This is a genomic window from Bradyrhizobium sp. CCBAU 11386 (assembly GCF_028128955.1).
GTDB lineage: Bacteria > Pseudomonadota > Alphaproteobacteria > Rhizobiales > Xanthobacteraceae > Bradyrhizobium.
Window position 1 is genome coordinate 1 of the sequence record NZ_LBKA01000261.1, and the last position, 11954, is coordinate 11954.

The 11954-nt window shown below is 66.6% G+C and carries 9 protein-coding genes; 4 read left to right on the forward strand and 5 right to left on the reverse strand.

Going from position 1 to position 11954, the window contains the following annotated elements; genetic code table 11:
* Positions 1–121 precede the first annotated feature (121 nt).
* Positions 122–805: an RlmE family RNA methyltransferase gene (locus XI09_RS43555; RefSeq protein ID WP_271572452.1), complete on the reverse strand. Its 684-nt coding sequence runs from the start codon at positions 803–805 to the stop codon at positions 122–124.
* A gap of 1 nt (position 806) precedes the next feature.
* Positions 807–1880: a Ppx/GppA phosphatase family protein gene (locus tag XI09_RS43560; RefSeq protein WP_271572453.1), complete on the reverse strand. Its 1074-nt coding sequence runs from the start codon at positions 1878–1880 to the stop codon at positions 807–809.
* Between the two features lie 213 nt (positions 1881–2093).
* On the opposite strand from XI09_RS43560, the gene XI09_RS43565 reads away from it, so the two are divergent.
* The gene (locus tag XI09_RS43565; protein WP_271572454.1) at positions 2094–4466 is read left to right on the forward strand and encodes a xanthine dehydrogenase family protein molybdopterin-binding subunit; all 2373 of its coding nucleotides are present in this window, start codon (positions 2094–2096) and stop codon (positions 4464–4466) included.
* 376 nt (positions 4467–4842) lie between these two features.
* Here XI09_RS43565 and XI09_RS43570 read toward each other — a convergent pair whose 3' ends face one another.
* On the reverse strand, positions 4843–5643 hold the full coding sequence (locus XI09_RS43570) for a hypothetical protein (protein ID WP_271572455.1): 801 nt from the start codon (positions 5641–5643) through the stop codon (positions 4843–4845).
* Between the two features lie 106 nt (positions 5644–5749).
* On the opposite strand from XI09_RS43570, the gene XI09_RS43575 reads away from it, so the two are divergent.
* From XI09_RS43575 to XI09_RS43585, 3 genes are all read left to right on the forward strand, one after another.
* Complete coding sequence (locus XI09_RS43575) at positions 5750–6253, forward strand: YaiI/YqxD family protein (protein WP_271572456.1); 504 nt, start codon at positions 5750–5752, stop codon at positions 6251–6253.
* A 2-nt stretch (positions 6254–6255) separates the two neighbouring features.
* The gene (locus tag XI09_RS43580) at positions 6256–8067 is read left to right on the forward strand and encodes an ABC-F family ATP-binding cassette domain-containing protein (protein ID WP_271572457.1); all 1812 of its coding nucleotides are present in this window, start codon (positions 6256–6258) and stop codon (positions 8065–8067) included.
* Positions 8068–8175: 108 nt separating this feature from the next.
* Positions 8176–9255: a D-TA family PLP-dependent enzyme gene (locus tag XI09_RS43585; RefSeq protein ID WP_271572458.1), complete on the forward strand. Its 1080-nt coding sequence runs from the start codon at positions 8176–8178 to the stop codon at positions 9253–9255.
* A gap of 172 nt (positions 9256–9427) precedes the next feature.
* Here the strand turns inward: XI09_RS43585 and XI09_RS43590 are convergent, their stop codons facing one another.
* Positions 9428–10660, reverse strand: coding sequence for an NAD(P)/FAD-dependent oxidoreductase (locus XI09_RS43590; protein ID WP_271572459.1), 1233 nt, complete (start codon positions 10658–10660; stop codon positions 9428–9430).
* A gap of 260 nt (positions 10661–10920) precedes the next feature.
* The gene (locus XI09_RS43595; RefSeq protein WP_271572460.1) at positions 10921–11838 is read right to left on the reverse strand and encodes an SDR family NAD(P)-dependent oxidoreductase; all 918 of its coding nucleotides are present in this window, start codon (positions 11836–11838) and stop codon (positions 10921–10923) included.
* Positions 11839–11954 lie beyond the last annotated feature (116 nt).

Genomic DNA, 11954 nt, shown 5'->3' on the forward strand with positions numbered 1-11954 from the left:
GCCGCCTTGACTGCCGAGCACGATGCCGCACACTTACAGCCGATCGGCCCCCTTGACAGACAAGACGGTAGATCTGCGCTCCGCTTCGCTGCGCTTGTCCGGGACGACAGCGAAGATTGGCTCAGGCAGCCCCGCCCCGAAACCCCGTCGCCAGCACGTAGCGTTCGGACGAATCCTGCCGGCTCGCCGCCGGCTTGACGTGACGGACCGTCGCGAAATCGCGCTTGAGCTGGGCGAGCAGCTCGGCGTCGGCGCCGCTCTGGAACGTTTTCGCCAGGAAGGTCCCGCCGGGCTTGAGCACGTCGCAGGCAAACGCCGCGGCGGTCTCGATCAGGCCGACGATGCGGAGCTGGTCGGTCTTGCGGTGACCGGTGGTGTTGGCGGCCATGTCGGACATCACGACATCGGCGCCGCCCCCGAGCATCGCCGTGAGCTTCGCCGGGGCGTCGTTGTCCATGAAGTCGAGTTGCGCGAAGTCGACGCCGGCAATTTCGGGCATCTCCAGCAGGTCGATCGCAACGACCTTGCCCTTGCCGTCCACCGAGCCGACGCGCTTGGCGGCGATCTGGCTCCAGCCGCCCGGCGCAGCACCGAGGTCGACCACGGCCATGCCGTGCTTCAGCAGCCGAAACTTGTCGTCGATCTCGAGCAGCTTGAATGCCGCGCGCGAGCGATAACCCGCCGCCTTGGCTTTCGCCACATAGGGATCGTTGAGCTGCCGCTCCAGCCACAGCTTCGACGACAATTTGCGCTTGCCGCCGGTCTTGACCTGGACGTGCAAGCGGCCGGTGGTGTCCTTGGCCATCTCACCAGCTCCTGAGCGCGCCGTCCTCGCGCATCATCTCGACCAGCATGCCTTCGCGCAGGCCCCGGTCGGCGACGCGCAGGCGCGGCAGCGGAAAGGCGCGGCGGATCGCGTCGAGGATGGCGCAGCCCGCAAGCACGAGATCGGCGCGCTCGACGCTGATGCAGCTGTTGCCGGCGCGCTCCTCGTAGCTCATGCCGAGCAGCTTGTTGATGGTCGCGGTGATGTCGGAATCGTTCATCCAGATGCTGTCGATGCGGCGGCGGTCGTAGCGCGCGAGATTGAGATGGATGCCGGCGAGCGTCGTCACCGTGCCCGATGTGCCGAGCAGGTGCATGTCGGTGAGATCGCGGCCGTGCGCTTCTGCGAACGGCGCGACGTGGTGTGCGACCTCCCGCTCCATCGCGTCGTAGATCTCCGGCGTCACGTCGCGGCCGCCGAACTGCTCGGCGAGCGTGACCACGCCGAACGGGATCGACATCCAGGCTTTTATGCGCGGCTCTGGATTTGCGGGGTCGCGCTCGATCCGCACCAGCTCGGTCGAGCCGCCGCCGATGTCGAACAGGATCGCGCCGCGCCCCCTGGGGTCAACCAGCGGCGAGCAGCCGAGCACGGCGAGCGAGGCCTCGGTCTCGCGGTCGATCACCTCGAGCTCGATGCCGGTCTCGGCCGCGACGCGGCTGCGAAAGCCCTCGGCGTTCGAGGCCGCGCGGCAGGCTTCGGTCGCGATCAGCCGCAGCCGGCGCGCTTTCCGCAAGTTGATCTTGTCACGGCAGATGCTGAGCGCCGCGATGGCGCGCTCGATCGCGGCCTCGCTGATGGAACCGGTCGCGGAGACACCCTCGCCGAGCCGGATGATGCGCGAGAAGGAATCGACCACGCGAAAGCCGTCACTGGTCGGACAAGCGATCAGGAGCCTGCAATTGTTGGTTCCGAGGTCCAGCGCCGCGTAGACGCCGGTTCCCGGCGATTGCGCGGCGACGGTCGGCTCAGCGGCCAATGCCACCGCCGCCATCGACCCCTCGAGCTCACCGTGCGGCCCATGGCCGTCGCGGAGCCGCGTGTGGTCATTCATACAAACTGTCTTTCCGCGGCCCGCTGGGGCCGAGCTGGAATTGCTTTTTCGCCTGAAACATTAGCAGCGCGGCAGGCCTGCGCAACAACGCATCACATGGGACCATGCCCATTCGTGCGTTGTCGTGAACGGGGCCGTGGGCTATTTTTGAGGGGTCCGGCCCCCCAAGCGCGCCCCCAAAACGCGCAATTGCCGGCTTTTCAGGTCAAATCCATGCAAGAACACACCAAATCGTCCACGCTCGAAAACGCTATTGCACTGCAAAAATATGGCGTCGGGCAGCCTGTCCGCCGCAAGGAGGACGACACCCTGGTGCGCGGCAAGGGCCGCTACACCGACGATTTCAACCTGCCCGGCCAGGCCTACGCCGTGGTGGTCCGCTCGACCCACGCCCATGGAATCATCCGAGGCATCGGCCTCGATGCCGCCAAGGCGATGCCGGGCGTGCTGGGGGTGTGGACCGGCAAGGATCTCGATGCGGCCGGTTACGGCCCCTTCACCTGCGGCCTGCCGCTGAAGAGCCGTGACGGCTCGCCCCTGCTCCAGACCAACCGCCAGCCGCTCGCGACCGACAAGGTCCGCTTCGTCGGCGATCCCGTCGCTTTTGTGGTGGCGGAGACGCTGGCCCAGGCGCGCGATGCGGCCGAGGCGGTCGAGCTCGACATCGAACCGCTGCCGGCGGTGACGGACCCCGAGGAGGCCGCGAGGCCCGGCGCGCCGCAGCTCTACGACCACATCCCGAACAATGTCGCGCTCGACTACCATTATGGCGACATGGAGAAGGTGAACGCGGCGTTTGCCAGCGCCGCCCACGTCACCAAGATCGACATCGAGAACACCCGCGTCGCCGTGGTCTCGATGGAGCCGCGCGTCGGCCTTGCCTCCTACGACAAGAAGGCCGAGCGCTACACGCTCCAGGTTCCGACGCAGGGTGTCGCCGGCAACCGCGCCAACCTCGCCAAGAACCTGAAGGTGCCGAACGAGAAGGTGCGCATTCTCACCGCCAATGTCGGCGGCTCCTTCGGCATGAAGAACATCAACTATCCCGAATACATGTGCATTCTGTATGCGGCGAAGGAATTGGGACGCCCGGTGAAGTGGCTGGACGAGCGTTCGACCAGCTTCCTGTCCGACAGCCACGGCCGTGCGCAGAAGATTCATGCCGAACTCGCGCTCGACGCCGAGGGGCATTTCCTTGCGGCCAAGCTCGAAGGCTACGGCAATCTCGGCGCTTACATCACCGGCGTTGCGCCGGGCCCGCTCTCGCTCAACACCGGCAAGAACTTTTCCAGCGTCTACCGCACGCCGCTGATGGGCGTCGACATCAAGACGGTGCTGACCAACACCACGCTGATGGGCGCCTATCGCGGCGCCGGCCGGCCCGAGGCGAACTACTACATGGAGCGGCTGATCGACCGCGCCGCCGACGAGATGGGCATCAACCGGCTGACCCTGCGCAAGCGCAACTTCATCAAGCCGAACCAGATGCCGTTCCCGGCCTCCTCCGGCGTCACCTATGACAGCGGCGACTTCCAGGCCGTCTTCAACAAGGCGCTCGAAATCTCCGACCACGAGAATTTCGCCAAGCGCAAGAAGGAGAGCAAGAAGACCGGCAAGCTGCGCGGCATCGCCGTCGGCTCCTATCTCGAGGTCACCGCGCCGCCGAGCCCCGAGCTCGGCAAGATCGTGTTCGATCCTGACGGCGGCGTGCAGCTCATCACCGGCACGCTCGATTACGGTCAGGGCCATGCCACCCCGTTCGCGCAGGTGCTGTGCGCCCAGCTCGGCGTCCCCTTCGAGAGCGTCAAGCTGGTGCAGGGCGACAGCGACATCGTCCACACCGGCAACGGCACCGGCGGATCGCGCTCGATCACGGCGAGCGGCATGGCGATCGTCGAGGCCTCCAAGCTCGTGATCGAAAAGGGCAAGCGCGCCGCCGCGCACATGCTGGAGGCCTCCGAAGCCGACATCGAGTTCGAAGGCGGCAGCTTCACCATCGCCGGCACCGACCGCAGCATCGACATCATGGAGCTGGCCAAGCGCCTGCATGACGGCAAGGTGCCGGAGGGCGTGCCTGATAGCCTCGACGTCGATCACACCAGCGAGCCGGTGCCCTCTGCCTTCCCGAACGGCTGCCACGTCGCCGAGGTCGAGATCGACCCTGACACCGGCGTGGTGCAGATCGTGCGCTACAGCGCGGTGAACGATTTCGGCACGGTGATCAACCCGCTGCTGGTCGCAGGCCAGCTCCATGGCGGCGTGGTCCAGGGCATTGGACAGGCACTGATGGAGCACGTCCGCTACGACGAGAGCGGCCAGCCGATCACGGGCTCGCTGATGGACTACGCGCTGCCGCGCGCCGAGGACGTGCCGAACATGACGGTCGGCGACCACCCGGTGCCGGCCACGACCAATCCGCTCGGCAGCAAGGGGTGCGGCGAAGCCGGCTGCGCCGGCAGCCTGTCGACCGTGGTGAACGCCGTGCTCGACGCGCTCTCCGACTACGGCATCAAGCACATCGACATGCCGCTGACGCCGGAGCGCGTGTGGCGCGCGATCCAGGACGCGAAGGGCAAGGCGGCGTAGGGCTACGGTCTCTCCATCGTCATGGCCGGGCTTGACCCGGCCATCCACGCGTGAGGGGCGCTCGATACCACTCCGCATACAACTGTCATCACCCGCGAAAGCGGGTGATCCAGTACTCCGAGACAGTCGTGATTGACCGAGAAGCCGCGGCGTACTGGATGCCCCGCCTGCCGCCTACGCTAAAGCTTCGGCGCCCCTCGACCTAAACCCCGGCGAAGCCTTGGCGTAGCCGGGTCGCGGGGCATGACAGCGAGTTCTTTCCAGTCATTCCGGGGCGGTCCGCAGGACCGAACCTCAGGTGCGCAATTGCGCACCGGGGAATCTCGAGATTCCGGATTCGATGCTTCGCATCGCTCCGGAATGACGGTGCTGATGGCTACGCCGCCGCCTGCTCGCGCGGCTGGTAGATCGCCGTATGCTGGCAATGCGCCAGCGGTGTCCTGCCGTTGGCGACGACCAGCGCGTCGAGTTCGACGAAGCGGTGGCCCTTCTTCTCGTAGTTCGCGGTCACCTTGGCCCGCGCAACGATCTCGTCGCCGGCGCGCGCGGGCGACAGCAGCTGCATGCGGCTGCCGACGTGGATCCATGGGCCCAAAATGGTATTGTCGACGAGGACGCGGTTCATCACGCGCTGGATCAGGCCAGGATGGCCGAGGCCCTCACGCGCGAAGATCGGATCAGTCTCCCTGATGTCGGCGAGATAGTCCGCGGCGGCCTGCCCGATCCATCGGCGCGGCTCTGTGCCAAGCCATTTGCCGGTCTCGAACGTCGCGGGGCTGACCGGCTTGCGCTCGGCGACCGCGGGGACCGCGAGATAGTCGCTCAAAGCCACTGCCGGCGCGGCCGCCGGCAGCGAGGCCGTCCCGGTGGCGCAGAGCTCGGTGCGGCTGAACACCTCGATCGTGAGCAGGCCATTGTGCTCGGTCGCATCGACATCGGCCGTCTCGCCGTCATAGACCGGCTTGATGAAGCGGGCCTCCACCAGTCCGCGTGACATGAAATCGCGGCCCCAGTACGCCACCGGCACATGCATCATGTAGGCGAAGACGTCGACACCAGGCACCAGCCCGCCGGAAAAGCCGAAGCGACGCGCCACCATGTCGTCATGCATCTTGTTTTCAGATTGTTTGGCGGTGTTGTAGGCCTCGACGCGGTAGGTCTCGAGCCGGTTCGGCATGGTTGGCCTTCCCCAAAATTCCTGTTGTTTCGGGCCGATCGTAGGCCCAGGGGAACACCGGTCAATCCCCTCGCCTTTGCGGCCCGAATGGGGTACCACCCCGCCAATGACTGACACGCCCACCCGCATCTATGTCGACGCCGACGCCTGTCCGGTGAAGGACGAGATCTACCGCGTCGCGCTCCGGCACGGCGCGCCCGTGAGCGTGGTCGCCGGCAATTTCATTCGCGTGCCGCAGGACCCACTGATCGAGCGCATCGCGGCGGGGGCCGGCATGGATGCCGCCGACGACTGGATCGCGGAGCGCGCCAAGCCCGGCGACGTCGTCGTGACCTCCGACATTCCGCTCGCCAGCCGCTGCGTGAAAGCGGGCGCCGACGTGATCGCGCCGAACGGCAAGCCGTTCACCGAAGAATCGATCGGGATGACGCTGGCAGTGCGCAATCTCATGACGGATCTGCGCTCGGCCGGCGAAGTCACCGGCGGCCCGCGATCGTTCGCACCGCGCGACCGGTCGACGTTCCTCTCGGCGCTCGACCAGACGCTGCGCCGGATCCAGCGCCGCCGCACTGATGCGGCCGCAACGAGCCAGAATTCAAGTCAGGGCTGACGATGGCGCCGCCGCTGATCCAACTCAAGGACATCAAGCTGACGTTTGGCGGCACGCCGCTATTGAACGGCGTCGAGCTCAACGTTGCGACCGGCGAGCGAGTCTGCCTGATCGGCCGCAACGGCTCGGGCAAATCGACATTGCTGAAGATTGCGGCCGGCCTGGTCGAGCCCGACGGCGGCACGCGCTTCGTGCAGCCGGGCGCCACGATCCGCTATCTGCCGCAGGAGCCTGACTTCGGCGACCACAAGACCACGCTCGCCTATGTCGAGGCGGGGCTTGCGCCAGGGGACGACCAGCATCAGGCGCGCTATCTGCTGGAGCAGCTCGGGCTGACCGGCGACGAGAACCCGCAAAACCTCTCCGGCGGCGAAGCTCGCCGCGCGGCGCTCGCGTGTGTGCTTGCGCCCTCGCCCGACATCCTGCTGCTGGACGAGCCGACCAACCATCTCGATCTCTCCACCATCGAATGGCTGGAACAGGAGCTCGACAGCCGCCGCAGCGCACTGGTGCTGATCAGCCACGACCGCCGCTTCCTCACCAATCTCTCGCGTTCGACCGCCTGGCTCGACCGCGGCCGGATCAAGCAGATCGACCGAGGCTTCGCCTCGTTCGAGACCTGGCGCGACGAGGTGCTCGCCGAGGAAGAGCGCGACCAGCACAAGCTCGACCGCAAGATCGTCGACGAGGAGCACTGGCTGCGCTACGGCGTCTCCGGCCGGCGCAAGCGCAATGTGAAGCGGCTGGCCAATCTGCACACGCTGCGCGACCAGCGCCGCAACTATCGCGGCACCGCCGGCAGCGCCAATCTCGCAGCCGCCGAGGCTGAGCAGTCCGGCAAGCTGGTGATCGAAGCCAAGGGCATCACCAAGGCCTATGGCGAGCGCAAGATCGTCGACAATTTCTCCACCCGCATCCAGCGCGGCGACCGGCTCGGCATCATCGGGCCGAACGGCGCCGGCAAGACCACGCTGGTCAATCTGCTCACCGGCGGCATGCGGCCCGACTCCGGCACCGTGCGGCTCGGGGCCAATCTGGAGATGGCGACGCTCGACCAGCACCGCGAAAGCCTCGATCCCAAAGCGACGCTGGCGGAGGCGCTGACCGGCGGCCGCGGCGACCAGATCATGGTCGGCGGCAAGCCGAAGCATGTCGTCGGCTACATGAAGGACTTTCTGTTCGCGCAGGAGCAGCGCGGCACGCCGCTGGAAGTGCTCTCGGGTGGCGAGCGCGGCCGGCTGATGCTGGCGCGCGCACTGGCCAAGCCCTCGAACCTGCTGGTGCTGGACGAGCCGACAAACGATCTCGACCTGGAAACGCTCGACGTGCTCGAGGACATGCTCGGCGACTACGAGGGCACGGTGATCCTGATCAGCCACGACCGCGACTTCCTCGACCGCGTCGTCACCTCCGTGATCGCGCCCGAGGGCAACGGCAAATGGATCGAATACGCCGGTGGCTATAGCGACATGCTGGCGCAGCGCGGCGCGGACTTGAAGCGCGAGACGGCGAAGGCACAGCCTGCTGCGGAGAAGAAAGAGGAGCGACAAGCGGCTCCCGCATCCGCGCCGAAGCGGCGGTTGAGCTTCAACGAGAAGCACGCGCTGGAAACGCTGCCGAAGAGGATGGAAAAATTGCACGCCGATATCGCCAAGCTGCAACGCGTGCTCGATGATCCCAACCTCTACGCCAAGGATCGCAAGAAGTTCGACGACACTTCGGCCGCCATCGCCAAGGCGCATGACGAATTGTCCGCCGCCGAAGAGCGCTGGCTCGAACTCGAAATGCTTCGCGAAGAAATTGAACAGGCTTGAATCGTAGGATGGGTAGAGCGCAGCGAAACCCATCGCGCAACGGGAACTGGTTCTGATGGGTTTCGCTGCGCTCTACCCATCCTACTGGGCCGAAAATAGAGAGATCATATGACCACTCCCCTCGCCGCCAAGATCGCCCGCGAATACGGCACGCCCTGCGCCGTCATCGACATGGACAAGGTCGAGCGCAACATCGCGCGGATCCAGAAGGCCTGCGACGATGCCGGCGTCGCCAATCGTCCCCACATCAAGACGCACAAGAACCCGACCGTTGCGAAGATGCAGGTCGCGGGCGGCGCCAAGGGCATCACCTGCCAGAAGCTCGGCGAGGCCGAGATCATGGCCAATGCCGGCATCGACGACATCCTGATCAGCTACAATCTGCTCGGCGAAGAGAAGATGGCGCGGCTCGGCGCGCTCCAGGCCAAGGCGAACATGACGGTGGCCGCCGACAATTCGACCGTCGTTGCCGGTTTGCCGAAGGCGGCCGCGGCATCAGGCCGCCCGCTCTCGGTCGTGGTCGAATGCGATACGGGCCGCAAGCGCGCGGGCGTCGAGACACCGGCGGAGGCGATTGCGCTGGCGCGCGAGATCGCCGGGTCCAAAGGGCTCGAATTCGCCGGCTTCATGCTCTATCCGACCGAGACCGGCTGGGCCGACGCGCAAAAATTCTACGACGAGGCGCTGGCCGGCGTGCGCGCGCACGGGCTGGATGCAAAGATCGTCTCGACGGGCGGCACGCCGAACCTCGTCAATCTCGGCAAGCTCAAGGGCGGCACCGAGCATCGCTTCGGCACCTACATCTACAACGACCGCATGCAGGTCGCGGCCGGCTCCGCGACGTGGGACGACTGCGCGCTGCACATCTATTCAACCGTCGTGAGCCGCGCCGCACCCGAGCGCGGCATTCTCGACGCCGGCTCCAAGACGCTGACCACCGACACCGGCGGGCTCGACGGCCACGGCCTGATCCTGGAGCACCCCGAAGCGAAGATCGCGCGCTTCGCCGAGGAGCACGGCTTCCTCGATCTCTCCCGCAGCAACACGCGGCCGAATGTCGGCGATATCGTGCGCATCGTGCCCAATCATGTCTGCGTCGTCGTCAACATGATGGACGAGGTGCTGATGGTCCGCGGCGAGGAGATCATCGGCACGCTGCCGGTGGCGGCGCGCGGGAAGCTGCGCTAAGGCGCGCTGCGGAGCGCCCGCGTCGTCCTTCGAGGCTCGCCCTGCGGTGAACCGCAGAGCTCGCACCTCAGGATGACGCTCTCGCTTTAGTCCGTCGTGGCGACGACGCTTTCTCTGAGCCGTCACCCTGAGGTAGCCGCTTCTTCAGCGGCCCTCGAAGGGCGACGGCGTTCTAAGAGCGCTTCAGCCACTCCAAGACGCCCCTGCCCGCGGCAGCCCCCGTCGCAAACGATGCCTGCAGCAGATAGCCTCCGGTCGGCGCTTCCCAGTCCAGCATCTCGCCGGCGGCGAACACGCCCGGCAGCTTGCGCAGCATGAAACGCTCGTCGAGCCCGTCGAAGCTTATTCCGCCTGCGGTCGAGATCGCGCGATCGATTGGGGCAACGCCGGTGAGCCGAACCGGAATGGCGTTGATCAGTTGGGCGAGATCAGCCGGCGAGAACGAGGCCAGCGGCCGGCCGGATGCGATCGCCGCCTCCTGCATCAGGCCGATGCCGACCGGTGACAGCTGCGCTGCCTTGCGCAGGAAATTCGCGAGCGATTGCTTGCCGCGCGTGCCTGATAGCCGCGTGGTCAGCGCGGCAGCGTCGAGGTCGGGTCGCAGTGCGATCGTGAGCGTCGCCTGTCCGAGACCCAGCACCGCCTCGCGCAGCTCCGCCGACAGCGCATAGATCGCGCCGCCTTCGATGCCGCCGCGGGTGATCATCGCTTCGCCGCGCACCGTGTGTGCACCGATCGTCAGCGCGACGCCCTTGAGCGGCTGGCCCTCGAAACGGTCACGGAACAATACGGACCAGGCGACCGTGAAGCCGGAATTGGCCGGCCGCAGCCTCGAGATGGCGATGCCTTTGGCCGCGAGGATATCGACCCAGCTGCCGTCGGACCCGAGCCGCGGCCAGCTTGCGCCGCCAAGCGCGAGCACCGTGGCGTCGGCTGCAACGGTGGAGGTGCCGCTCGGCGTTTGAAACAGCAACCGCCCTTCCCCATCCCAGCCGGTCCAGCGATGGCGAAAGGCAAAGCGGACGCCGGCGGCGTCGAGCCGCCGCAGCCAGGCGCGCAGCAAGGGCGAGGCCTTGAACGCTTTTGGAAACACGCGGCCGCTGCTGCCGACAAAAGTCGGCTCACCCAGTGCCACGCTCCAGGCGCGCAGCGCGTCGGGTGGAAAGGCTTCGACCGCCGCTTGCAGCTTCGGCGCCGCCTCGCGATAGCGCGGCATGAACTGCGGCAGCGGCTCGCTGTGGGTGAGGTTGAGCCCGCCCCGGCCTGCCATCAGGAATTTGCGGCCCGCGGACGGCATCGCGTCGTAAACGGTGACGCGCGCGCCGCCCTGCGCCAGCACCTCGGCCGCCATCAGCCCGGCGGGACCTGCGCCGATGATGGCGACGTGGGATTCGGATGGTGTCATGGCGGGAGTTTAGGCTTAGCTGAACGCCAAACAACAGGTGGTCATGCCCGGGCTTGTCCCGGGCATCCACGGAAATCGCGCACCTCGTGCCAAAGACGTGGATGGCCGGGACGTCTAGCGCGAAGACGCGCTTCGCGCTTCTGCCCGGCCATGACGGAAGGTGTCGTTCATGAGGCATGATGGCTTCCGGGCTCGTCGCTTCCGCCTTCGCTCTACGAGCTTCGGCGGACAAGTTGCGACGCCCCGGAATGACAGTGGAGCTAGAGCTTGATCCCCGCGCGCGCCGCGGCCTGCGCCACATACTTCTGCGTCTGCTCGAACGCTCCCGTCAGCGCCTTCGCCTTCGACATGTCGCTGATCTCGGCGAAATGCGCGGCGACCGCGTCCGGCGTCCATTCGGACTCCGGCAGGTTGATGCCTTCGCTCTCGATAATCTTGATCACCGCGAAGGAGCCGGCGCCGGCGCCCATGATGGTGCGGGTCGGCGCGTCCTCGCTCAGCATGTACTCGACGGCCGGCGTGATCGCGTTCGGCTTCATCAGTTGCAGCGCCTGCGGCGGCAACAGCTCTTCGGTCATGCGGGTCGCCGCGGTCGGCGAGATGATGTTGACGCGGATGTTGGTCTTGCGGCCTTCCTCGGCCAGCACATTCATCAGGCCGACCATGCCGGACTTCGCCGCGCCGTAATTGGCCTGGCCGAAATTGCCGTAAAGACCGGAGGACGAGGTGGTCAGCACGATGCGGCCGTAGTTGCGGTCGCGCATGCCGGCCCAGGCCGCCTTGCAGCAATAGAAGGTGCCGACGAGATGCACGTCTAGCACCTTCTGGAAATCGGCGGCCTCCATCTTGCCGAACGACCTGTCGCGAAGAATGCCGGCATTGGCGCACAAGAGGTCGACGCTGCCCCACTCCCTGGTGGCGCGCTCGACCATGGCGGTGACCTGCTCGAAATTGGAGACGTCGGCGCCATCGGCCATCGCGGTGCCGCCTGCTTTGCGGATCTCCTCGACCACGGCTTCCGCCGGCGACAGCGAGCCGCCGCTGCCGTCGCGCGCGCCGCCGAAATCGTTGACCACGACCTTCGCGCCGCGGCTGGCCAGCCCCAGCGCATGCGCCCGTCCGAGGCCATTGCCCGCGCCGGTGACGATGGCGACGCGTCCGTCAAACCTGATTGCCATGAGTGCGTTTCCCAAATGTTGGATCGTCGTGGCCGGGCTTGACCCGGCCATCCATCAAAATCGAAAAGCTTTTGAGCAGCGATGGGTTGCCGGGTCAAGCCCGGCAACGACGGGCA